The organism is Hasllibacter sp. MH4015 (genome assembly GCF_020177575.1).
Taxonomy (GTDB): domain Bacteria; phylum Pseudomonadota; class Alphaproteobacteria; order Rhodobacterales; family Rhodobacteraceae; genus Gymnodinialimonas.
Genome location: NZ_JAHTBK010000001.1, coordinates 1757811 through 1781522, shown reverse-complemented (window position 1 = coordinate 1781522; position 23712 = coordinate 1757811). Strand labels below are relative to the sequence as shown.

The following is a 23712-nucleotide window of genomic DNA, read 5'->3' as shown; positions in this document are numbered from 1 at the left end:
CAAAGTAAAGCGGGCCTTGGCGGCAGGCGGCAAATCAGCCGGGATCAGCCGAGGAACACGCCAAGGATCACGCACATCAGGCCGAGCACCGCCACCAGAAGTCCGCCCATGTTGATCGCGACGATCTTTTGCAGGCGCTCGCGGATCTCCGCATCGTCGAGGCCCGCGCGTTTCGCTGCCATCGCGGCGTAGATGCAGTAGCACAGGATCGCGATCCCGATGCCCGCGAGTGCCGTCCCCGTCCAAACCAGCCAACCCATAGCGTTCCCCATCTGCCTGCGCCGCGACCATAGCGGGCGCGCGCCGTGGCGCAAGGCTTGCAGGCCGCGCGTGGCCCCGGTATCGCAGGGGCCAATTGACCCGGATTTTTCGAGCATGAGGCCCAAGTGATGGACGACAACCAGGACCGCCCCGACAGCTATCGCGTGACCGCTGACGAGCTGCGCCAATTCATCGAGCGTTTCGAGCGGTTGGAGGTGGAGAAGAAGGACCTCGCCGACCAGCAGAAGGAGGTCATGGCGGAGGCGAAATCACGCGGCTACGACACCAAGGTGATCCGCAAGGTCATCGCCCTGCGCAAGCGCGAGCCCGACGATATCGCCGAGGAAGAGGCCGTGCTGGAGATGTACAAGGAAGCGCTCGGCATGCATTGAGCGCGGCTGGCCCGGTTTTGGGTCAGGGCGATAGGAGGGTGACGCCGGGGATGCGGGCGATGACGTCCATATCCTCATCGTAGCTTTGCGACATCTCCGCGATCAGGCCCTCGTCCCAGCCGGGCAGGTTCAGCACTTCCTCGATCTCCGCATCCAGCGCGTAGCGTTCGAGGAATGCGGCCAGGACGCGGCGGCGCTGGCCTTCGGTTTCCGGAGGGTGCTGGATCAACCAGGCGCGCATCCGGGCAAAACCCTCCTTCTCCATGATGCCTTCGACCAGGTCGTCGATGCCGTCGAGCGTGGCCTGCGGCCCGACGCCCGCCAGTTCCCGCATCACCTCACCCCACAAGAGCGGCGTATCCTCGTTGCACCAGACAACGATCCGCGCGTCGGGGTGAATGGCCTGCAGGCGGCGCAGCATCTCGGACCACGCCACCGCATGGGGCTGCATGTTGTCGGTGAATTCGCGGAAATCCGAGAAGCGGGAGGCCTTGAAAAGCGCGGGGATGAGCGAGGCGGGATCGCGCATGCCGATGCAGAATTCGACCTCCGCCTCGGGGAACAGGGCGCGCAATTGCGTGGTGGCGCGGTCGATCATCGGCCAGATCTGCGCGCCCTGCACGACGAGGCGATTGATGCAGACAAAGCGCGGGTCCGACAGGATCAGGCGGTCGGCCTCCTCATCGTCCAAGATGGCATCGAGAAGCGCGTCCTGAACCTCTTCCGTCGCCGGGCGACCCTTGAGCGCGCGGGCGGTGTCGCGGATGACGGCCCGGTAGCGGCTCGGTGGCGGTACGGCGATCCCGGCCTGTGCCAGGCGCAGACGGTTCTTGAGAAGCGACTGGATCAGTTGATCCCCATCGGTGCAGGGCGCGCCGAGATGAAAGACAACCTGCATGTCCGGATTTCTGCCCATTGCCCCGTTCAGCGCGACGTATACCGCGCCGCTGCACCGGTGCAAACCCCGCGCAGGGGCACCCGGCAGAGAGCCGCCGCAGATAATGCGAAATCCGCGCCGCTTTCCCGTTGCCCCGACGGGTCCTTCCTTGGTATAGCGCCGCCGGACGCCCCTATAGCTCAGCTGGTAGAGCAACTGATTTGTAATCAGTAGGTCCGCGGTTCGAGTCCGTGTGGGGGCACCATTTTTCTTTTGAAAACAGTAGTTTGCGTAAATCCCAGCTGGCTATTTCCATGGAATTGGAGACTCGTGGAAGCGGTTTGGAAGCACGACCACGTGTCCTTTTTGTTGCTTGTATGTCACGGCTGCTGCGAACCGACAGTTTATGCGGATCTAAAGATGTTTCGCTAAGATCGTACTCTTGGCTGAAGAAAGGTTGGCCGAAACACGCGTTACGATGTTTAGTGCCGTTTTTATTGCGAGCGCGCGGGTAGATTCTGAGAATTCGTCTTCCGATGCCATTTGCCAAATAGCATCAAGCTCATCCACGCGCGTTTGAGCGATTAGGTCGAGCTGAACTGCAGGCATCTCGGAAACCGAACGCATAGCACGACTTGCTTTCCGACCAGCAGGAAGTGCAAACTCCAAAATCTCGGCACTTGAAATCTCTGGATGTACCAATGACTTGCGAAGTTTCGCCTCCAACAAGTCCAAAGACGCTTCGCAGTCGGCAAACTGAACGGAGATCACTTCAATGAATTGCACCGAGCGCCGGTTTTTTGTGTCACTTCGTGCCGAGCGGAACGCTTGAATACCGGAAACAAGCAGAGCAGCCACTGCCACATATAGCGCGGGATCGGCCCAAACGCTGGGTGACTCAGCTGTGCCCAACCTCAGTCTAGACCGGCTATTTTTCGTTTCATAAGCAGGCGCCGAATTCCTTCAGAAATATCCTCCTGAAGGAGTTCGTTTAACTCGAAGCGGTACTTCTCGCGTAGACGACCTTCTCCTAGCTTGGAAAGAGATCCAGCCAGGAATCCTTGAACAAAGGAAGGAGAGATGGCCTCGAGGCTCTCTGGAGCGGTCACCACAATTTCTTCGCCAGACGCATCGTGAGCGTCCAACGTGAAAAGGTCGCGGGCTGCGGTGCCACGCTCCATACCGGCCAGCACCACGCCACCTTTGCCGACAATCTCGGAAAGATCAATTTGCACGGTCAACAGTCCTCTCCAGGTAGTCAAGGTCAAGAGTAAACGCCATAGAGATTAAGGTTCCCTTAAGGCATCGGTCCAGCTCGATCACATTCCGATTGCTCGGCGGAAGTTCCTGCGAATTATCTGGATTAAACCACAACTCTCGCTCGGAGTCATCTCCACCCTGCCTAACTCCGTGCATATAAGGGCTGTTGCACAGAACGCAAGTCCTGCCAGAGACGATAGCCAAAGACGCATCTGCTTGCTCTGCCCCCCCGGCGGCCAAATCGCTATAGAACTCAAGGATGTCCTGGAGACCAGTGCCGTTGCGTTTCTCCCGAGCAGCTACCTCGCTACGAGTAACTCCGTCTTGAAGTGCGAACACAGTGTTTAGGTGCTCCGCTGAAAGACTTTTGCTGCCAACTGCTCGCCTGTGTTTGCGAACATACTCTGCCATCTTGGACCGAGTCGGCTCAGGAGTTGTGCTAATTGTTTCGCTGATCGTTGTACCTGCGCTGAGAAACGCAAGATGGCAACGATAGTATTCCGGACCATCATCTTCTTGCCGACGAGCCATGAAACCCGCCACGATCCAGTCGCCATCATCTGGATTCTCGCTGAGATCCCCGTGCCTCTCGGCGTTATCAAGCGTCTCTGTGACCAGTCTGAGGACGTTGCGTCGCCCACGTGCATTCAACTGCTGCCCAGCTGTAACGCCAAGCCACTCATCGATGGCGGCTTGAAGGTTTCGTGCCACTTTTTCATGTGATTGAGCATCAAGATACCTTGTGTCAGAATCTGAGGTACCAGCTGTACGCCGCCTATGCACCGGGAACGGGAACACGTCCTTGTGCATTTCCTCACCTACAGGAACAGCGATGCCTAACTCCTGGTCAAGTTCGAGCGCATTGAGCACCTTGCTCATTGATCGAGAGATTTCGCCGCCCAGGAACATTGGAGGCATGGCTTTCTTGACCAGCGATAGAAGCAGGTATGGGCCGACGTCCAAGCAATAAGTGTCGTGGAAGTCCAAGAAAATTCCAAAGGCGTCACGCTCCCTGTCAACAAGTTGACCGATGCGGTTCATCGTTTCTCTTGGATTGTGTGTGAACGACATGTCTTTGAGCTGGACCGCAATGTCGCCCACCCTCCGCTTGCGCCGAATGGCTGACGTTTCGAAAGCTGCTGACCTCCCAGGAGACAGGTGATCAAGAATAGTCGACGATCTAGCAACGAAAGTGATGGACTCCTCATCACGAGTTAAGACCCGGTTGCCTCTTTTTTTCTTGAGATATGCTCTCGCAACTTTTCGCGCATGGCGCAGCCTAGATTGCCGATCAAATATCTTTTGATTCTGCGCCTTTCGCCGACTTCCTTTGAGACCAATGGATTTTTTGATTGGCTTTTTGGCGATCCTACGTCTGATTGACGATGCTTGCACTCTGATCGAACGGACAAACCGAGCGTCATCTGTGTGCAGCCTCCAAGAACCCGGAAACCTTTGTCTTCTGTCGTCTTGGTTCAAGTCCGGTTCTCAAGAAAGTACTGCGGAAGTCCTTTGATAGCAGAGGTAGTGAAGACATCCAATAGAGGTTGTGCTGGAGAAATCGGATATCACAACATACAGTATACAGCGCTTGTGCATCTTGCCATTTCAGCATTTTGGATTTGTGATTAGTGTGCCAGGCTTCCGTGCTTCTTAGCGGCCTCCGCAAACCGTTTGACTAAGCTGCGAGGGTGGTTCGCGATAAATCTTTGGATGCGCTGCGTAAGACCTGCACAAAAGAGTGGAAATGTGTCCGGGCATTTGCCCTCGTGATAGGCCAGCGTCACTGAAAGCGCCGCGATCATTTTCAGAAGGTCTGTGCATTTCTGGTCGTGATCGAGCGCCGCAATCGTCTGAGCCGGTACTTCTGCATCATGGTCAAACAGCTGCTTCGCCAGTGTTCGCTGCGCTCTTGCCCAAAATGCATGGGCGGGCCACCTCGATCTATTCGAGTCCGTTGTTGGTCGGGTAAGTTGGATGTCGGTTGCTAAACGATCCATTTCCTCCTGAAGATGCATGTAGAATGCTGACCAATTTCTGATGTTGCGCCGGCGTCGAAGGCCTTCCTTCCCGAGGCGGAATTCTGCGCGCCAGACCTGTGAGCTTTCACGATCAGCCAAGGAAATGGGCGATAGGCCTTGGGCCCGTAGTGCTGCGTTCCAGATCACAGGCCATTCATTCTTACGGCGCTTCATTACCTCTTCGCGCTTGTCGTACAGTATCACTTGACGACCTGGCATTTTGCCAATGGTCACCGACGTGATGCGACCCGAATGCCCGTTGGTTTCTAGATCCTCAAATTGAGCTCGGTCCTTTCGGTTCATTCTGGAGTGAAAAACAAAGTGGTCGGGATTGGGTTCGAAGGATGGAGCGAGGATATCGACCGCAAAATCGGCACGGTTGATGCTGACCCCATCTGGGTGGGATCGAAAGCCGAGTTCCGCACAGATCTCCTCTAAACGAGCCTGCGTCTTTACGAGGCCATGCAATGCGAGTTCGCGTGACCCCAAAGAAACAAAAAGGCCCCATGGGTCAGTCGCCTTCGGACGTTTTGCGAACCAGGTGGCACCAAACCCATCAACCTTAAAGGTGTACGCGTAGCCACCGCGTTTGCCGGATTGGCCGACTTGGATCATCCGTCCATTGAAGGTGCTCCAGATGTCGGACAGCATTTCCTGGGCCACCGCTTTACCCTCTTCGAGGAAGGTGACCAAGCTTTCGGGAGTGTTCGTCCTTATCGCAAGGTCCAACCCATCAAAGCCTGCGTGCACGACGATCAATTCGTCTTCTACTCTATTCATTTTCTTCTCCATGTATTTCTAGAGGGGGGTGCTACAGTGACCCCCCTCGGCGGGCTGCGCCCGCCCGGTGCCACACGCCCCGCCCGCCACTTGACAGCGGCGGGGCGCGCGGCCCCGGGCTGGTTCACCGAGGCCGGTTGGGTTGCGATTCTGGATTGGAGACGCGTTGCGTTGCGATCCAAGCGCGGACATCATCGACGCTGTAGCGCACGGATTGGCCGAACTTATAGAAGTCGGGGCCACGGCCCGTGGCGCGCCACTTCTGAACCGTGCGAACTGATTGGCAGATTAGTTCTGCAACCTGAGCTTCAGTCAGGAAAAGCGGGGCAGGTTGTGTAGTGTCGATCTTCGCCATCTTGTCCTCTCCGGTGCGTCCGATGAGGATTGGCTACGACGCCTTTCGCAATTGGGCCTAGCGAGAACGCTTGGAAAAATGGGCTAGGAATTTTTCGAATTCTTGCGAGTTGCTTACTTTGATTGACTTTTTCCGAACTTCGTCAGCCATAGACACAATCTTACTTGCCGGTGACGACGTGTCGAACGCGCGCACGATATCTACGCAAAAGCAAGCAGCGTCACTAATGGGCGCGTTGTCAGAGTGCCACTGCAAGGTAAATGGCTTGTCTGTGAGGTTCACGTAAATCTGGTAGGCTGCCATAAGAGGGCCTTCGAGACTCGCGTCTCTCGTACGTCCCCTGCGTCCCTTTCCAGCGACCTTCAGCGAAATCTCCATTGCTTGACGGAGGTCTTTGAGACCGGCTGACAACTCTTCCAGTGGTAGAGATTGGCCGTCAGGTCGAAGTAACACGAAGCCTTCTTCTCCATCAGAAAGCGCAGTTACCGGCTTTAGAGGGGCACTATCGGCGAAATGTGCAATTTCCTCGTCCGCTGCTAGAACCTGGCAATCTGCCGCGTGGTCGGCCAAGAACAAGTCTTCTTCGTTGAGGTCGTCTAAAGCTTCTTGCAAAGCTTGGGAGTGCTTGCACACCGCTTCGAATTTTGCCCTTGTCCTTGTAAGGCTGATTGCAGCTATACGGACATCAACTTCCGCAAACGCGATCGCCACATTAATTGCCAGCCTTGCTTCCTCAAGATGTTCTTCAGAAAAGCCATATCTCACCGCGATTGTCTCGAACGTTTCCGCGCAGATTGGTTTCTCGGCATCAACACCCTTCTCTGCCAAGATTCCGACTAGCTGGAGAAACGCAGACTTATCGCTGACCTGTTTAAGGATCATTTGACTACCCTCAGGTGCCCGATCTTCGGGCGCCCGACAGTTCCGAGACTTGCGATTATTGCCGCGCCATTTTCTTCTGCCGCTGCCCGAACCGGATCATCAGCAAGATGGGCGTAGCGAAGTGTCGTTTGCATTTGTGTGTGTCCCAGCAACCGTCCGACCATCTGGATCGGCATCCCACCAGAAACCGCTATTGAGGCATAGGTATGGCGCAGATCGTGTATCCGGACGCCATCGAAGTCTGCCAGCTTCCAAATGCGCCGCCAAGGGTGTTGCAAGTCGGTGATATGGGCATTTGCGCACTTGCCTTCGACAATGAATGGGTGGCCTTTGGTGCGGGGCAAGGAAGCTAAGACCTCACGGGCGGCGTAGGGCAGGGGGACGCAGCGTTTACCGACTTTGCTGTCGGGAAGCTCGAGGCCTCGGTCGGTGATATGCTCCCAACGCGCGGTCTGTATTTCGGACAAGCGGCACCCGGTCAAGAGAAGCAATCGGAACGCTGCAACGACATGCGGCGTTTCAATTTGTTCTTGTTCACAACGGGTCAGCACATCCCCAAGAGTCTGAAGTGCTTGTTGGGTCAGGAACCTCTCGCGCCGGTTCTCTTTGTACTTCGGCACATGTCTGCAAGGGTTCGTGCCGTCGGGGCGCAGGCCCCACATCTCGGCCATGTTGAACATCTTTGATAAGACCGAGAGCATCCGGTTGGCTTGGATCGGCGTGGCCCGGTGACGGAAGTGCAGATCGGCAATGTCTTTGCGCATGACCTCTGACACTTTAAATGTACCAATCGCCGGGCGGATCATTCGACGAATGGTGGACCGGTAATCGCGGGCGGTGGAAGGTTTCACATGGACTGCAACATGCACCTGTAAGAAACGGTCGCAGAGGTCGGTAACCGTTGGGGCGAGGCGGGCCAGGGCGATCTCTTCAACGGGATCGTAACCGCCCGCGACTTGACCGAGCATTTCGCGTGCATGGTCTCGGGCTTGGTCCAACGCGACGACGCCCACCCGTCCCAATGAAGACCGCCGGGTGCGCCGTCCCTTTCTGTATTGCACCTGAAACGTCTTGGTCCCGGATGGCATGACACGGACGCCAAATCCGACGACAACGGAGTCCCATACGAAGTAGGAAAACGCATCAGGTTTGAGGGCATCAATGGTGCGTTTCGTGAGTTTTGGCATTCTCCAGACCTCGCCGAGTGCGCCTGTGTGTGGAAGCATAGTGGCCACAAGCGATAGGAAATCGTGGAGCAAGGGGTAGGGCTGTGGCGTTGCGCGCGTCAATATTAACGCAGCAAATACAGTAATTTAGCGTAGCGTGGGGTAAGGTGGCGTAACGGGCTGGGGTCGGTTTGTAATCAGTAGGTCGGCGGTTCGAGTCCGTGTGGGGGCACCATTTCTTCGCTGCAAATCAATTAAAATCAATAGGTTAGGGTTGGCCTCGTGAATTTTGGTCACCAATTTGGCCACCAAAAACGTGTTACGTCGCTTGCCATACGCGGAAAGACTGAGCCGACCTTAGATCATCGCGGTACGAAGGGGGGGTGGGTCGATCTTCGAAGTTTGCCCAGCACACACCGGTTGCACCTTCACACGCGAATTCTTCCGAAATTAAGAAAATTTGCGCAGGGCGGTGTTCTGTCACTGTGAATAGAGGTGGCTTTGAATGCCAATAAAGGCTGCTCGAATTTCGGGCACTGTACCTAGGATTTGTTTGGCGTCGCTCGTTCCACCATATTTCAAACGTAAGAAATCGCTGATTTTGTTGAGGTTCAGTTCCTCAACGCCCTTTGACGCATATGAACTTAAAACATGTTCTAGGAAGTCTCTCATTTCAGGTTCGTAGCCGGCCATGCCGTCTTGCTTGGCATGCTCGGCCCGATCGAACCGCGTCAATGGTGCAAGAGAGAAACGAACGTAAGCGAGGACGTCAAAAACATCGCTGTTTGGCGCGTCAATAAGCCTCCGCATTTCATCCAACTTCTCTGTGTCATAGCCTTGATCCCGCAGTTGGCCCATGAACCGAGTGCGCGTATCGGGGTCGCTCCACACAGCTCTGAGCTCATCTTCATCGGCGACTAGACCCTCCAGATCACCAAACAGTTGTTCCATGAACTCTTGTTCTGAAATCGGTTTGCCATCGTGAGACCAGTATGTCGTTGTTCCGATGTAGGCTATCTGCCGCTCTTTCCCGTCGGCCAACCGAACGACGACCTTCTCCGGAGAAGGATTGTTCGGTGAGGGTTCATCGTCGCTGGGAGGCGTATCCTCCGCTTCTGGCGGCGGCTTTGGCTTGCTTGGATCTTCCGGGGCGATTGGATCACCGTCCCATTCTGGATCATTGAAGTGTTCGTAGGCCTTCACGAAATCATAGATCGTGAAGAAGTCTTTGCCTTCAAAGGTGCGCGTACCGCGTCCTACGATCTGCTTAAACTCGATCATGGACTTTACTGGGCGCATCAGCACGATGTTGCGGACGTTTCTTGCATCCACGCCAGTTGATAGCTTTCGTGACGTGGTCAGAATTGTCGGGACCGATTTCTCGTTATCCTGAAACTCACGTAGATGTTGTTCGCCCAAATCACCATCTTCGGCGGTTACGCGTTCGCAATAGTGCGGGTCGTCGCTCGTTTTGATCTGGTTGATGTAATCCCGAACGAAGGCGGCATGCGGCTGGGTCGCGCAGAATACGAGCGTCTTCTGCCGCTGATCGATTTGATCCATGAATTCTTCGATCCGGCTTCGTTCGCGTTCCGGGATGATGATCGTCGTGTTGAAGTCGCCTTCTTTGTATTCCTTCTCGGCGTCAATCTCGCCGGATAGCACGTCGTCGGTGCGGTCGTAGGTGTAGGTATCGAGAGTGCTTGCCATCTGGCGCACCTTGAACGGCGTGAGGAAGCCGTCCTCGATGCCGTTCTTGAGAGAATAGCTGTAAACGGGTTCCCCGAAGTAGGAGTAGGTGTCGGCATTCTGTTTGCGTTTGGGTGTCGCTGTTAGGCCAAGCTGCACGGCGGGTTTGAAATACTCCAATATGCCGCGCCATGTGCTTTCGTCCTTAGCACCACCTCTGTGACATTCATCGACAATGATCAGGTCGAAGAAATCGGGATCGTAGTCGTAGAAGTTGGCTTCGCCCTTGCCGTCTTTGCCTTCGGTCATGAAGGTTTGGAAAATCGTGAAGAAGATGCTCGCGTTCTTGGGCATCTTGCCTTTCTTGCGGATTTCGTCAGGCGAGATGCGCGACAGGGCGTCCGCAGGGAAGGCTGAGAACGAGTTGTAGGCCTGATCGGCAAGGATGTTACGGTCGGCGAGGAACAGCACTCTGGGGCGGCGTGTGGGCTCGTAAGAGAGGTTCCAGCGGGCTTCGAACAGCTTCCATGCGATCTGGAATGCGATGGAGGTTTTACCGGTGCCTGTGGCAAGGGTCAGCAGGATGCGGTCCTGGCGATTGGCGATGGCGTCGAGGGCGGCGTTGACGGCGCGAGCCTGGTAGTAGCGGGGTTCCCACTTGCCACCACCCGTTTCGAACGGGATGCGACCGAAGGTTTCGCGCCACGGGTTTTGGGTGGGAAAGATGCGGGACCAGAGGTCTTGGGGTGTCGGGAACGGTTCGATTTCTCGTTCCGTTCCGGTGCGCATATCGACTTCGTGCCAACCGATGCCGTTGGTGGAATAAGCGAGGGGGGCGTCGATGCGTTTGGCGTAGTCCACGGCCTGTCCGCGCCCGCTGGTGGGGCCTTTGGCGGCTTTCTTGGCCTCGATCACCGCCATGACGTGGTCGTTCATGCGCAGCACGTAATCGGCGGGTTTGGGGGCAGAGCGGGTTTGGCCGACATTGATGCGACCGGGCCAGAGCATTTCTTCGCGATTGATGCGGGCACCGGGGATGGCGTCGGGGCCATACCAACCCGCTTTCATCAATTCGGGATCAATCCGATTGGCGCGGGTGTCTTCTTCGGTTTCGTTTTCGATGCCCATTTACGCAACGGTAGTGAATTTCCCTGAAGCGTAAAGAGGTTAGGTGAGTTCGCCTGCGAAGGCCTTTTGGAGCAGGGATTGGCGGAGGTCGTCGATATAGGCGATCTTGTTCGAATATGCTGTTACGAGATCAGAACTTGAAGACCACAGCCCATCGAGCTTTGAAACTATCTTCCTCTGTCGATCGATGGGCGGGAAAGGGAATGTCGCCTTTTCGAACGTCGCAAGATTAATGTTGTCCTGAGCGCTTCCTTTGCCTTGTGCCTTCAGATCAGCGGCAAAAAACCTGAGCATGTATTCGACGTATTCGGGGAAAGTCACTTGATGGTCGGGCACCATGCCTATGACACTATCAGGGAAACACCCTTCAAAACTCATCACAGCAGTCTCCGCGATATTCGCTGCGATGGTGATGCAAACGGTTCCTGCGGGCCAGAGTTTGCTCTGAGACAACCCTTCATCGGAATATGTCTGCGAAAACTCCGTCAACCTTCCCGAAGCGTTTCGAATATCGCCGGTTTGAATAAACGGATAAGGCCCACCGTAAAGAAAAGGGGCGTTGCGGGGACGGTGACGGGAACGACCTCGTCCGAAATCTCTTGCAGCATCTGAAAGGGATAGACGCGGTGACTCTTGGTCGATCTCAGCCATCATAACCAACAGAGCGTTATCGAAGAATTCCCGTGCGTTTTGGAGGTTGGCTTCGGCGTGGGCGCGGGCGCAGGCCAGACCCTCCAAGGCCTCATCCAGAACCGCAACAATCCGCTGTTGTTCTTCGAGCGACGTCGGAAATCTGACTGAGTACTTTCTCTCCAAGTCCGTGCGAGGGAGTTCAGTTTGACCGCTTGTACCGTGTCCGCCAGCGATCAACTCATCCTCGATAGCGATCATCATGTATCCAAAGAACTCTGGAAAAAACCTGCCGCGCGCTGGGCGAACAATAGTCACGTGCGTGTCCACGGTCGTTGGTTCCGGTGGTTGTTCCCGAACCTGGGCAACCCTTCCGAGAGTCCCTGTTCCAGTGGAGTTGACCAAAACATCACCCACTTGGATAAGCCTTTCAGGCGGTACTCGCTTGATCTTGGGGTCGTTTCTTCGCGCCAAGCCGTAGTCGATTTGGTGATTTCGGATACACTTCTGATTTATCACCTGGACGCCGCCGCTTTCCAGGTATTTTGGTGCAATTCCCCTTTTGATTAGCGCGCAAACATTGCCTAGCTTTTCCAGGTTCCATTGGTTCTCGTTGGCGTCCTTCACAACATCCCCCGAATATCCGTCAAGATTTTCGCCGTTTCCGAATCCCGTTCCAGCATATCCGCGATGATCTCTTCCGGGCTGCGCAGGGGGGCGGCCTCTGGGGCGTTGGGGTTTTTGACGGAGAGGTCACAGTTGTCCTCGTCCAGATCGTCCCGCGCAATGGTCCAGCTTTGGAGGCTGTCGGCAAAGCTGGCCTGTTGGCCCAGAAAATCCGCAAGGTCCGCGTCAATCAGCGGGTTCGTCTTGCCAAGGCTGCGGCCCGGATCAAGCTGGTAGTACCAAATGTTCCGCGTGGCGCTGCCTTTCTCAAAGAATAGGACAACGGTTTTCACACCCGCGCCCTGAAAGGTCCCCTGCGGGCAATCAAGGATCGTGTGCAGTTTGCAGGTCGCCATCAGTTCACGGCGCAGCTCAACACTCGCGTTGTCGGTGTTGCTCAGAAACGTGTTCTTAATGACCACTGCCGCGCGTCCACCCGCCTTTAACTTGCGGATGAAGTGCTGCATGAACAGATAGGCGGTTTCCCCTGACTTGATGGGGAAGTTCTGCTGGACCTCTTTGCGCTCGCCGCCGCCAAAGGGCGGGTTAGCAAGGATCACGTCGTGACGGTCCTTTTCCTGAATATCCATCACGTTCTCATTCAGCGTGTTGGCGTGGATCAGGTTGGGCGTGTCGATCCCGTGCAGGATCATGTTCATGATACCGATGATGTAGGCGAGGGATTTCTTTTCCTGCCCGTAGAAGGTGCGTTCCTGCAGGGTGCGAAAATCGGCGGCGGTGATGTCGGGGTGGTTCAGGTAGTCGTAGGCTTCACACAGGAAGCCAGCAGAGCCCACAGCGCCGTCGTAGATGGTTTCTCCTATCTTGGGGCCGACCACTTTGATCATGGCGCGGATAAGCGGGCGAGGGGTGTAGTATTCCCCGCCGTTGCGCCCTGCATTGCCCATCCGCTTGATGCGGCTTTCATAGAGGTCAGACAATTCGTGCTTTTGCGCTTGGGTGTTGAAGGACAGGCTGTCCACAATCTCCAGAACATCGCGCAGCGTGTAGCCGGAACGGAATTTGTTGATGATCTCCGAGAAGATCTCACCGATCTTGTATTCGAGAGTGTCAGCGCTGGGCGCGGATGCCCTGAACGCCTTGAGGTAAGGGAACAGGGTTCCATTGACGTATTCGATCAAATCGTCGCCAGTCAGGGCGCTGTCATGGTCCGGTTTGCCGTTTGCGTCTTTGGGCGCGGCCCATACCTGCCAACGATAATCTGCAGAAAGGATGGGCGTGTAATCACGGCCTTCCAGTTCCGCTTCGTCCTGACGGGTTTGCTCGAGGTCATCGAGGTATTTCAGAAACAAAATCCACGATGTCTGTTCAGCGTAGTCGAGTTCGGACGCCAAACCCTGTTCGTTGCGCATTTCCTTGTCGATGTTGTTGAAGGCGTTCTCAAACATGCGCAAATCGTCCCAATTTTTTTTCGGTATAGGATGGGCGCTGGGCGCGATCAACTTAAGCGCAGGGCAATCCCTAGTACTAAGTAGCTGACGTGGTGCCTGTGAGCACTTGGTTAACGTTGTGCCAGTGTTTGCTCCTTGGTGAAGGCTTGCTGTGAAGGCATAGGACGACAAGCCCTTGGCTTGCGCCTTAGGCTGTCGTTCCCGTGCCCTTTCATCTTGCACTTGCTCGTTGGAGCCAGGATGCCGCTACAGGGCCCCCGAAGTCACACGATCCGTGCTTCGGAGTTGGCCGCTACTTTCGACACTGGATCGCGTGCCGGGAACCGGGCTTCGGCCTTTCGGACTGCCCTTGGCGTGGGGTTCCGCCCCGTGGTACGCCTTCCGCTGCTGGTGCCACCGTCTTGTCAGTACCGTCCACCAGAGCGGCCCCGCGTGCAGTTAGTGCGCGGGGTCACAGATTGGCCTACTTGGTGGCCTGCGCCTCCATGAGGGATTTCAGGTGCGCATCGACTTGGGACTGGTCCCAATAGACGCTGCCAGACAACTTCACAGGGCGGGGCAGGTTGCCCGTGTTCACATCGCGATAGATGCTTGCCTTGCTGCGGCCACCCAGCTTCTGCGAAAGCTCGCTGATGGTAATGAGCTGAATATCCATTGTTCCCTCCGTCGTTTGAGACGGTTTGAGAACTATTGCGGAGCGGCTTGCCTATCTAACCCCCAACCCGATCAAAGTGACCGCAGCGAGTTGGGGTTCATTGGTTTTCAGCGGAATACGCCTTTAGGAAAGCAAACACCGACATCAGTTCATCCAGGTCGCGCATGTGTTGTTCGCCCGTTTCCACGGCGGCTTCCGCAGCACGGCGCCAGTTTGCCTTTTCGCCTAGCGCGAGAAAGACGTCGCTGACGCACTGACCGAAGATCGATGAAGGGTCTGGACCGCGCTTCGCGGCGCTTGGCTTGAGGCCAAGTTGTCGAAATAGGTGTGCAATCTGGTTTGCTACCCCAATTGCTGGCGCGTTCTGACGCCACGGTTTCATCGTGTCCAGCAATAGCTTTGCGTGCGATGCGACCATCTCCTGCACCCGCAGATCACTTCCAATCGTATCGGCTAGGTTTTCAGTGTGCCGCTCATTGATGTCGGCAAGTACCTCGGGGTTCTCCGCGAGGATCGCGTCAATCGCTTTCAGCGCCTTAACGCGTTGCTCGGCCTTCTGCTGCATGGTCGCGAGTGCAAAGTCTGCTTCACGACGATGGCAGCGCTGTATCCAATCGCCTAGGGCGGCTACTTGCGCTTCGTCCAGAAGGCGACTGAGCTTTTTCGCCTTCTTCTCGTGCCCATCGCTAACGCATTGGCGAACCAAAGCATCGCCAATGATTGTTCCGATTTTTCGTTGGGTATCGATCACGCCCTGCTCGCAAACTGCACGACATCCGCATCTGTGTCTTGAGACAGAAACGAACTCCATCGGTCCATGACACTTCGCCGTTTGTCGACAAAGGTACCGCGAACGTACGCGTTCGATGCCGTGTCCCCAACTTTGTGGTGCAGAATCGTTTCCGCAATCCGCTCTGAGCAAACATCGTTATCGACGACCCAGCCGCGAAAAGTTGCGCGAGCCCCATGTGCTGTAACCCTTAATCCCCTACGCCTCAGCGACGCACCGAATGTGTTCTCGCTGAGATATGGCCGTTTCTTGTTTGCGGGTGACGGAAAGATAAAGCCCGACCCGTTCTCGAAATCCTTTGCGCGTGTCAGCAAAGCCTGAGCCTCTGGCGAAAGCGGCACGATGTGATCGCCCCTGTCTTTCACTTTCATTTTTTCCGCAGGGATAACCCATAAATCGCCTTGGATTTCGTCCCAGCGCGCTTGAGTAACATTGCTGACGCGCACAACGGTCACGACCAGGAATTTGAATGCGGTGTCGACCACGCCGTCGTCATAACTCTGATACAGCATCGGCATTTCCTGCCACGGTAACGAGGCGTGGCTTTTCGGGCGGATGTTCTGCTTTCCCAACAGTATTTTTGCTAGTGGAACGGCGTTCAGATTTACGTCATAGCCCTCTGCTGCCGCGTGTTCCAAAATGATCTTTAGCCGTCCGATGGCCTTGCGCGCCGTTGTCGGCATGGCGGACCAGATCGGCGCTATTGCATCCCGGATATCAGTTTGATGAAGCTGATCGACCCGAAGATGACCGAGCCGGGGTAGAACATGGTCTCGCACAGGGGAATACCAGCGCCCTGCAACGCCATCCTTGTGCAATTGTGCCTTGCGAGCTTCAAATGCCAGTGGTGCGATTTGGGATAACGTGGGCACTCCCCGTTGCAGAGCAGCCTTTTTTGAAGCGCGTTCGCTTTGAGGCGATACACCATCGGCGATCAACTTCTTCAATTTTACGGCTTCCACCCGGGCCGCTGCCAAGGTGAAGTGCGCTGCTGGACCGATCACAAACTCTGCGCGACGACCCTTTTCTGGATCGGTATAGCGCAGCAACCAAGTGTCTTGAGCGCCAGTTCTACGGCGAAAGTAGAGCCCGTTCCCGTCAGCATGCTTACCTTCTCCGAGTGCCTTCAGTCTGGCATGCGTCAGCTTGGACATTGAAGTAGTCTCCTATGGTGACCAATGCGGCCATTTGGTTACCAAATCTTATGCGATGGGCTGAACCCAAGTGCAATGAGGTGCTACTCATTGGAATGATCCACACCAACAAAGGGTCAATATTTGTTGAATATCTGATATCGTTTGAGACTAGATGGGATGATTTCCTTACCCATAGTATGGTGCCGTGTGGGGGCACCATTTTTTGTTTGGCCTACCGCCCTTCGGGCTACTTGAACGCGATGGTGCGGGTGCTCTGTCTACGCTCGCCAGTACCGTTTTCCCGTGAATTAGCGGCCTTTAGGCTGCCAGAGGCCATGGTTGCGGCGCTTCCATGGCGACCGCATCAGTTCCGCCGGGCATGGTGTCACGTTGCCCGGGCGGTTGGCGCGCAGATGCGGCGCGTCGGTGCGGAGGTTTGAACTCACTGCGACCGGGGAGAATGGGCAATTTTGGGCGGCGCGCCTAATTTCGTCGCGGACATATTTGGCGGACGGACCGCGACCGTAACCAGCCGCTCCTTGCGAAGATGGCGAAATGGGCCATCCTTGCGCAGTGTGATGCTGAATGATGCGGCCGAGGCCGCCTGAAAAGCGAAGTGGGAGAGCGAAGATGAAACAGAACGCCACAGCCCTCGTGACCGGTGCCAATCGCGGCATCGGGTCCGAGGTGGCGCGGCAACTGGCCGAAGATCACGGCATGAAAATCTGGCTCGGCGCGCGCGATGTGGGTGCGGGGCGTGCCGCCGCCGACCGGATCGCGGGGCAGGTGCGTGCCGTGCAGCTTGACGTGTCGGACCCCACTTCCGTCCGCGCCGCACTGGCGGAGATCGGCGATCAGGGCGGTGGACTGGATGTGCTGGTGAACAATGCGGGCGTCGATTACGACACCGACCAGCCCGCCAGCCGCGCCGACCTGTCCAGGGTACGGCGGGCCTTTGACACCAACTTCTTCGGGGCATGGGACGTCGCACTGCACGCGATCCCGCTTCTGCGGGCCAGCCCCTCGGGCCGGATCGTCAATGTCTCTTCCGGCGCGGGGGCGCTGTCGGGCATGGATGGCGGAATTGCCGGGTACGGCACGTCGAAGGCGGCGCTTAACGCGTTGACCCTGAAACTTGCCGCTGAATTGGCCTCTGACGAAGTATTGGTCAACGCGGTTTGCCCCGGTTGGGTCGCCACGGATATGGGCGGCGGCGGTCGACCGATCCCCGAGGGCGCGCGCGGGGTCGTCTGGGCCGCGACATTGCCCGATGATGGACCAACCGGCGGGTTCTTCCGCGACGGCGCGCGGATCGACTGGTAGGTGGCTTGCGCCAACGCGGCAACCACGCCCGGTGGCCGTCCGGATCCCGGCGGGCGTGCCAATCCGATGCCGCATCCTCACAGCCGCCGACAAAAAGGTGATAGGCCCGATCCCGGATAAGCGTGGACCTGCACGTCAGGGTTGTGCACCATGAAGCTCCAGCGCCCGCCGATCCAGGGCAGGTGCAAGGGAGGGACAGGACCATGACACCCATAAAGGTGGCGACGCTCAGCACTTTGCCGGACCGGACGCCGCAATACGCGCTTGTCGCGGATGTCGATCTGGTTGTGGTGCGCTTCGACGACGAAATCTCCGTCTTCTATGGACGGTGCCTGCACCGCGGCGCGCTGATGTCCGACGGTTTCGTGCGCGGCAAGAACCTGATCTGCGGGGTGCATGATTGGGATTACCGCCTTGATACCGGGGTGTCGGAATACGCCAACGAGGAGAAACTTCCGAAATTCGGCGCATGGACCGACGGCGATGAGGTGCTGGTTGATGAGGACCAAATCGCGGCCTGGGCCCGGGACAATCCGCAACCCTTCGACCGCGATGCCTATCTGGGCCTTTACGCCGACACGTCCCACGGAACGCCGGAAGAGCCCCATAACGGCCTGATCCAGCGATACGCGAGAGAGGGCCTGTCGCAAGTCGGCCATCACGGCGTGCTCGATTCCATGGGTGTGCCGCGCGACGATCTGCCGACATGGGATGACATCCAGATCCTGACGGCGCAATTGCACAGGCCGCCCCTTCTGGACAACCATCCGGTTGGTACGGAGGTGGTGATCGGGCCGAATGCCCGAAAACCGCTGCGCCTGAAGATCCCGCTATTCGTCTCCGACATGTCGTTCGGGGCGCTGTCGGAGCCCGCGAAGATCGCGCTGGCGCTGGGGGCCGAACGGGCGGGGACGGGCATCTGTTCGGGCGAAGGCGGCATGTTGCCGGAGGAGCAGGCCGCGAATTCGCGCTATTTCTATGAACTCGCCTCCGCCCGCTTCGGGTTTGATTGGGACAAGTTGTCGGACGTGCAGGCCTTCCATTTCAAGGGCGGGCAAGGGGCCAAGACCGGCACCGGCGGCCATTTGCCGGGCGCGAAGAACAAGGACAAGATCGCCGAGGTGCGCGGGATCGAGGCCGGGCACGACGCAATCTCGCCCGCGCGCTTTCCGGAATGGACCGAACCGGCGCAGATCCGGACCTTCGCCGAGGAGGTGCGCGACCGGACCGGCGGCATACCCATCGGCTACAAGCTGAGCGCGCAACATATCGAGAAGGATATCGACGCAGCCCTGGAGGTCGGGGTGGATTACATCATCCTCGACGGGCGCGGGGGCGGCACGGGTGCGGCGCCGGTCCTGTTTCGCGACAACATCTCCGTCCCGACGATCCCGGCCCTGGCCAGGGCGCGGCGGCACCTCGACACGCTGGGGCGGCGCGATGTCAGCCTCGTCATCACCGGGGGCCTGCGCAAGCCGGCGGATTTTATCAAGGCGATGGCATTGGGGGCGGACGCGGTCGCGGTATCGAATTCCGCCATGCAGGCGATCGGTTGCATCGCCATGCGCGCCTGCCACACCAACAATTGCCCCGTGGGCATCGCGACCCAGCGCCCGAGCCTTGCCAGTCGCATCGTGGTGGAGAAATCGGCGGACCGTCTGGCGAATTTCTTCGACGCCTCCGTTTCCCTGATGCAGGTGATGGCGCGGGCCTGCGGCCATGACCATCTGAGCGGATTCAACGCGGGCGATCTGACCACGTGGAAGCGCGAGATGGCCGACCTGTCCGGTGTCGCCTATGGCGGCGCAGCATGAGCGTGGCGGCGACGCTGATCTGGCTGGTGCAGGCCTATGCCATGATCGGCGGAATTGTGGCCGCGCTGTTCCTCACAATCGGCATGGACCGGATTGATGAGGACGCACGCGGCGCATACGCCTTTCGCCCCCTGCTGATCCCCGCGATCCTTCTGATCTGGCCGCTGGTCCTGTGGCGCTGGTGGCGGGAGGAGACGGGGATGGCCCATGCGGAAGCGCGGCACAGCCCACCGCGCCGCGCCCACGGCGTTGCGGCCCTGTTGTTGGGTCTGGTAATTGCGCTGACCCTGGCCGTCAGCTTCACCATCCGCCAGACTTGGCCCGCAGACGCAGTGCCCGTGCGCCTTGACGCGCCGCAGGGGGCTGAGCCGTGAGCGTCAAATACGTCCCCGTCCAATGGAACCGTGCGAAATGGGGATATGACGCGGCGCTCATGGTGGGCATTGTCGTGTTCCTGTGGATCTTCCTCTACGTCGCGCCGGACGCGCTGAACCACGAACGCCCGATCAATCCGCCGATCCGCAACGCCCGCGCCTTCGGGGCCTGCGCCTTCGTGATGCTGACCATCATCTTGTGCATCGGTCCGCTCGCACGGCTGGACGCACGCTTCCTCGGCCTGCTCTACAATCGGCGCCATTTTGGCGTGATGACGGCGGCGGTGGCGCTGACCCACGCCTATTTCGTCCTGGGTTGGTATTTTGCGTTCTTCCAGGGCGCAAGCCGGTGGGAAACGGTGCTGTTCGCCAACACGAGTTATGCCCAGATCCTTGGCTTCCCGTTCGAGGCGTTGGGGATATTCGCCCTGATCTGCCTCTTGATCCTTGCGGCGACAAGCCATGATTTCTGGCTGAAATTCCTCACCGCGCCGGTGTGGAAGGCGGTGCATTTCCTGATCTACCCGGCCTATGCGGCGGTTGTAGGCCACGTCGCGCTGGGTGCGTTCCAATCGCGGGACAATGACACAATGGCGCTGATATTCAGCGCCGGTGCCTTGGTGGTCGTTGCCCTGCACCTTGCCGCTGCCATGAAGGAGCGCGGGCGCGACCCGGTAGCCGATGGCGTGGATTGGGTGGCGGTCTGCGCCGCGTCCGAGATTGCGGAGGGGCGCGCGCGGATCGCGATCCTGCCATCGGGCGACAGGGTGGCCGTGTTCCGGCACGAAGGACAATTGAGCGCGATTTCCAACGCTTGCGCCCACCAGAACGGACCCTTGGGGGAGGGGCGGATCCTCGATTGCCTCGTGACCTGTCCGTGGCATGGGTTCCAGTACGATGTGCGCACGGGCCGATCCCCCGCGCCGTTCACCGAAAAGGTGCCGACCTACAACCTGCGCGTCGATGGCGGACGTGTCCTTGTCGATCCCCGCGCCAATCCGCCCGGAACGCCCGCCGATCCCGTCCCGGTCCCGCAGCAGGAGGCGATGCCATGAGCGACCGTGATCCGTTCTTCGTGGGATATCTGCCGGTGCCGCCGGGCTTGCGGATGTTCTTTCTTGCGGCCTGCTTGATCCTGATCGCGGGGGCGGCCTTCCTTAGCTTTGCCATCGCGTCGACCCAGGATGATCCCGGTGACGGGCGGTTCCGGTTCGACTACGGCCCCCAGACCGTTCAGGGCGTTCTGGAGCTGACGCCGTCGCCCATCCTGCACGTCACCCAAGGCACCGATGCGATCCCGGTGGGCCACACGCTGATGCTGTCGGGGCAGGGCAAGAACGGGGCGGTGGACCGCGCCGCGGCGTTGGAGGGGCAGTTGGTGCAGGCCACCGGTATCCTGATCGAACGGGGCGATCTGGACATGATGCAACTCAATGGCGGAAACAATTTCCGGGCCGCGGACGACCAGAGCGTGATCCCCGACATCCCCACGCCGGAACCGCTGGGTCGGTGGCAGATCACGGGCGAAATCTGTGACGGAAAGTGTGAGGCTGGCGCGATGAATCCCGGGCGTGGCATCGCCCACCGGGCCTGCGCGAACCTTTGTCTTCTGGGCGGCGTACCGCCCGTCTTCGTGACCACGCAACCGGTGGAGGGGGAGGACTTTCTCCTGATCGCCGGGGAAGGGGACGACACGCTGCCCCCCGCGCTTCTGGATTATGTCGGTCTGTACGTAACGTTGGAGGGCGAGGTCGCACGCCACGGGGACATCCTGGTCTTCACGGTGGACACCGAAAATGTGGTTCTGGCCCAATGATCCGGCGGGTTCTGTTCCTTGCACTGACCGCCCTTGTCGCGCTGGTATTCTTCTACATCTCGCGCTTCTGGAATTTCCGATGGTGGGACCGTGACGGGCTGTTCGGGATCGAGGCTTTGCGACCGCAGGGCGGTCTTCTGGCCCGCTGGCTCAGGGGCACCGATGCGGCCCCGTTCGAGCTTCTAATCTGGGTCGTCGCCCTGTTTCTGAGCCTGACCCTCTTGCAGAAGATCTTCGACCTCCTCACCCCTCAACCCAAGGATGATGACCATGACTGACGAAACGCTCGACTGGATTTCCGTGGGTCAGGTCGCCGACTTGCCGGAGGGGCGGGTGAAGACCGTCACCGCGCGGACGACGTACCTTTGCCTGTCGCATTTCGATGGCCAATTCGCCGCCATGGACAACCATTGCCCGCACCAGGGCGGTCCCCTTGGGGAAGGTACGATCGAGCGGGGCGTCGATGACAAATGCTGGATTCGCTGCCCGTGGCATGGCTGGGATTTCGACCCGCTGACCGGCGCGCCCCCGGGCGGGCACGAGGATACGGGACAGAAGACCTATCCCGTGGAGGTCCGCGATGGAGAGGTCTTCGTTGGGCTGGAGCCGGAACCCGAGCACACCCGTACCGTCACCGACGCCATAGCGGAGACGATGGTCAATTGGGGCATCAAGCGCGTCTTCGGGATGGTGGGGCATTCCAACCTCGGCCTTGCCGACGCGATCCGGCGGCGCATGGCGGACGGCGAGATGTCCTATATCGGGATACGGCACGAAGGGGCGGCGGCCTTCGCGGCGTCGGCCTATGGCAAGCTGACGGGTAAGCCGGCGGCGTGTCTTGCCATCGCGGGGCCGGGGGCCACGAACCTTCTGACAGGCATGTGGGACGCCAAGGTGGACCGCGCCCCGGTGCTGGCGCTGACCGGACAAGTCCAGACGCAGGTTTTCGGGCCGGGCGCATTTCAGGACATCGACCTCAAATCCGCGTTCCAGGCCGTCAGCCGCTTTTCGCAGCCGGTTCTGCCCACGTCCAACCATAGCGAATTGGTCTCGCTGGCCATGAAGACCGCCCTGATCGAACGGGACGTGGCGAACCTGATCTTCCCGGACGATGTGCAGACCATGCCAAGCGATGCACCCGCCGGAGGACCCGATGGCCGGATGGGCGGGCCGGTGGTCAAGCCCGCAGACGCGGATGTGGCCGCGGCGCTCGACCTGATAGCGGGCGCAAAGCGGCCCATGATCATCATGGGTCACGGTGCGTGGGATGCGCGCGATCAGATCATCGCCTTGGCAGAGGCGCTTGGCGCGCCGGTCGTTACGACCTTCAAGGGCAAGGGCCTGATCCCCGACAGCCATCCCAACGCGGCGGGGGTCCTGGGCCGGTCCGGAACGCCGATTGCCAGTTGGTTCATGAATGAATGCGATCTGCAGATCGTGCTGGGTGCGTCGTTCTCCAACCACACCGGGATCGACCGGGGAAAACCCACGATCCAGGTGGATTTCGAACGGATGCAGCTTGGGAAATTCCACCCCGTCACGCTGCCCGTCTGGGGCGAGATCGGGGCGTTCTGCGAAGCCGTTGCGCCCAACCTCGCGCGCCCCGAGGATGCCGAGGACCAGATCACGGATTTAGCGGAGCGATGGAGCATGTGGCGCACGGAAAAGGCCAACCGCCTGAGGGAGGAAGGCGCGAACGGTATCCATTCCGTCGCCATCTTCGATGCCCTGTCCCGGCTGGCCCCGGAAGATGCGCTGATCTGTGTGGACGTGGGCAACAACACCTATTCCTTCGGCCGCTATTTCGAAACGAAGGGGCAGCGCGTGATGATGTCGGGCTATCTCGGCTCCATTGGGTTTTCCCTGCCCGCCGCCCTTGGCGCGTGGTCGGCGACGCAGGATTTCGCGGAATTCGCCGGGCGCAAGGTGATCTCCATCTCCGGCGACGGCGGCTTCGGCCAATACGCGATGGAGATGACGACGGCGGTGAAGTACGGAATGGATATCACCCATATTCTTCTGCACAACCATGAGCTTGGCAAGATCTCGAAGGAGCAGCGCGCGGGGGAATGGCCGGTGTGGGAAACGTCCCTCGTCAATCCATCCTTCGCCGCCTTCGCCCGGCTGTGCGGGGCGCATGGCACCAAGGTCACCGAAAGCGCAGATCTGGACCACGCCCTAGCGGAGGCGCTGGCAGTAGATGGCCCCGCGCTTGTGGAAATCATGACCGACGCGGAGCTGGTCTGAGCGATCGGGATTTGTGGGCTTGCGGTCCGGCGTGATCT

The 23712-nt window shown here is 58.6% G+C and carries 23 protein-coding genes and 1 tRNA gene; 9 read left to right on the top strand and 15 right to left on the bottom strand.

Features of this window, described 5'->3' with window-relative positions:
• Window positions 1-44: 44 nt before the first annotated feature.
• A complete protein-coding gene (locus KUW62_RS09175; protein ID WP_224815182.1) occupies window positions 45-260 on the bottom strand; it encodes a hypothetical protein in 216 nt (71 codons plus the stop codon).
• Window positions 261-389: 129 nt separating this feature from the next.
• On the opposite strand from KUW62_RS09175, the gene KUW62_RS09170 reads away from it, so the two are divergent.
• Entirely contained in the window at window positions 390-653 is a 264-nt protein-coding gene (locus KUW62_RS09170) for a DUF2312 domain-containing protein (protein WP_224815181.1), read from the top strand.
• A gap of 22 nt (window positions 654-675) precedes the next feature.
• Here KUW62_RS09170 and KUW62_RS09165 read toward each other — a convergent pair whose 3' ends face one another.
• The gene (locus KUW62_RS09165) at window positions 676-1551 is read right to left on the bottom strand and encodes a hypothetical protein (protein WP_224815180.1); all 876 of its coding nucleotides are present in this window, start codon (window positions 1549-1551) and stop codon (window positions 676-678) included.
• A gap of 168 nt (window positions 1552-1719) precedes the next feature.
• Between KUW62_RS09165 and KUW62_RS09160 the strand changes: the two genes are divergently transcribed.
• Window positions 1720-1795 (top strand) — tRNA-Thr (locus tag KUW62_RS09160).
• Between the two features lie 149 nt (window positions 1796-1944).
• Here the strand turns inward: KUW62_RS09160 and KUW62_RS09155 are convergent.
• The 13 genes from KUW62_RS09155 to KUW62_RS09095 all read right to left on the bottom strand — a co-directional run bounded on the left by KUW62_RS09155 (window position 1945) and on the right by KUW62_RS09095 (window position 16118).
• Window positions 1945-2388, bottom strand: a complete 444-nt coding sequence (locus KUW62_RS09155) for a hypothetical protein (RefSeq protein ID WP_224815179.1) — start codon at window positions 2386-2388, stop codon at window positions 1945-1947.
• A 56-nt stretch (window positions 2389-2444) separates the two neighbouring features.
• Entirely contained in the window at window positions 2445-2765 is a 321-nt protein-coding gene (locus KUW62_RS09150; protein ID WP_224815178.1) for a hypothetical protein, read from the bottom strand.
• Window positions 2755-3861, bottom strand: a complete 1107-nt coding sequence (locus tag KUW62_RS09145) for a hypothetical protein (RefSeq protein ID WP_224815177.1) — start codon at window positions 3859-3861, stop codon at window positions 2755-2757. The genes KUW62_RS09150 and KUW62_RS09145 overlap by 11 nt, the downstream gene beginning before the upstream one ends.
• Window positions 3862-4418: 557 nt before the next feature.
• On the bottom strand, window positions 4419-5591 hold the full coding sequence (locus KUW62_RS09140; protein ID WP_224815176.1) for a hypothetical protein: 1173 nt from the start codon (window positions 5589-5591) through the stop codon (window positions 4419-4421).
• Between the two features lie 124 nt (window positions 5592-5715).
• Complete coding sequence (locus KUW62_RS09135) at window positions 5716-5946, bottom strand: AlpA family transcriptional regulator (RefSeq protein WP_224815175.1); 231 nt, start codon at window positions 5944-5946, stop codon at window positions 5716-5718.
• A 57-nt stretch (window positions 5947-6003) separates the two neighbouring features.
• A complete protein-coding gene (locus KUW62_RS09130) occupies window positions 6004-6828 on the bottom strand; it encodes a hypothetical protein (protein WP_224815174.1) in 825 nt (274 codons plus the stop codon).
• Window positions 6825-8015 (bottom strand): site-specific integrase, encoded by a 1191-nt coding sequence (locus tag KUW62_RS09125; protein ID WP_224815173.1) that lies wholly within the window; start codon window positions 8013-8015, stop codon window positions 6825-6827. The genes KUW62_RS09130 and KUW62_RS09125 overlap by 4 nt, the downstream gene beginning before the upstream one ends.
• A 459-nt stretch (window positions 8016-8474) precedes the next feature.
• Window positions 8475-10811, bottom strand: a complete 2337-nt coding sequence (gene hsdR / locus KUW62_RS09120) for an EcoAI/FtnUII family type I restriction enzme subunit R (RefSeq protein ID WP_224815172.1) — start codon at window positions 10809-10811, stop codon at window positions 8475-8477.
• 39 nt (window positions 10812-10850) lie between these two features.
• On the bottom strand, window positions 10851-12068 hold the full coding sequence (locus KUW62_RS19100; RefSeq protein WP_224815171.1) for a restriction endonuclease subunit S: 1218 nt from the start codon (window positions 12066-12068) through the stop codon (window positions 10851-10853).
• Entirely contained in the window at window positions 12065-13570 is a 1506-nt protein-coding gene (locus KUW62_RS09110) for an N-6 DNA methylase (RefSeq protein WP_224815170.1), read from the bottom strand. The genes KUW62_RS19100 and KUW62_RS09110 overlap by 4 nt, the downstream gene beginning before the upstream one ends.
• A 412-nt stretch (window positions 13571-13982) precedes the next feature.
• Window positions 13983-14174, bottom strand: a complete 192-nt coding sequence (locus KUW62_RS09105; RefSeq protein ID WP_224815169.1) for an AlpA family transcriptional regulator — start codon at window positions 14172-14174, stop codon at window positions 13983-13985.
• 97 nt (window positions 14175-14271) lie between these two features.
• Window positions 14272-14925 (bottom strand): hypothetical protein, encoded by a 654-nt coding sequence (locus KUW62_RS09100; protein ID WP_224815168.1) that lies wholly within the window; start codon window positions 14923-14925, stop codon window positions 14272-14274.
• Window positions 14922-16118 (bottom strand): integrase arm-type DNA-binding domain-containing protein, encoded by a 1197-nt coding sequence (locus KUW62_RS09095; RefSeq protein ID WP_224815167.1) that lies wholly within the window; start codon window positions 16116-16118, stop codon window positions 14922-14924. Before KUW62_RS09095 ends, KUW62_RS09100 begins: the two co-directional genes overlap by 4 nt.
• Before the next feature lie 612 nt (window positions 16119-16730).
• On the opposite strand from KUW62_RS09095, the gene KUW62_RS09090 reads away from it, so the two are divergent.
• From KUW62_RS09090 to KUW62_RS09060, 7 genes are all read left to right on the top strand, one after another.
• Window positions 16731-17423 (top strand): SDR family oxidoreductase, encoded by a 693-nt coding sequence (locus tag KUW62_RS09090; RefSeq protein WP_224815166.1) that lies wholly within the window; start codon window positions 16731-16733, stop codon window positions 17421-17423.
• Window positions 17424-17626: 203 nt separating this feature from the next.
• Entirely contained in the window at window positions 17627-19237 is a 1611-nt protein-coding gene (locus tag KUW62_RS09085) for a glutamate synthase-related protein (RefSeq protein ID WP_224815165.1), read from the top strand.
• Window positions 19234-19611, top strand: coding sequence for a hypothetical protein (locus tag KUW62_RS09080; protein WP_224815164.1), 378 nt, complete (start codon window positions 19234-19236; stop codon window positions 19609-19611). Before KUW62_RS09085 ends, KUW62_RS09080 begins: the two co-directional genes overlap by 4 nt.
• On the top strand, window positions 19608-20666 hold the full coding sequence (locus tag KUW62_RS09075) for a Rieske 2Fe-2S domain-containing protein (protein WP_224815163.1): 1059 nt from the start codon (window positions 19608-19610) through the stop codon (window positions 20664-20666). Before KUW62_RS09080 ends, KUW62_RS09075 begins: the two co-directional genes overlap by 4 nt.
• On the top strand, window positions 20663-21427 hold the full coding sequence (locus KUW62_RS09070) for a hypothetical protein (protein WP_224815162.1): 765 nt from the start codon (window positions 20663-20665) through the stop codon (window positions 21425-21427). The genes KUW62_RS09075 and KUW62_RS09070 overlap by 4 nt, the downstream gene beginning before the upstream one ends.
• Window positions 21424-21705: a hypothetical protein gene (locus KUW62_RS09065; RefSeq protein WP_224815161.1), complete on the top strand. Its 282-nt coding sequence runs from the start codon at window positions 21424-21426 to the stop codon at window positions 21703-21705. The genes KUW62_RS09070 and KUW62_RS09065 overlap by 4 nt, the downstream gene beginning before the upstream one ends.
• Window positions 21698-23674: a thiamine pyrophosphate-binding protein gene (locus KUW62_RS09060; protein ID WP_224815160.1), complete on the top strand. Its 1977-nt coding sequence runs from the start codon at window positions 21698-21700 to the stop codon at window positions 23672-23674. Before KUW62_RS09065 ends, KUW62_RS09060 begins: the two co-directional genes overlap by 8 nt.
• The last annotated feature ends 38 nt before the right edge of the window (window positions 23675-23712 follow it).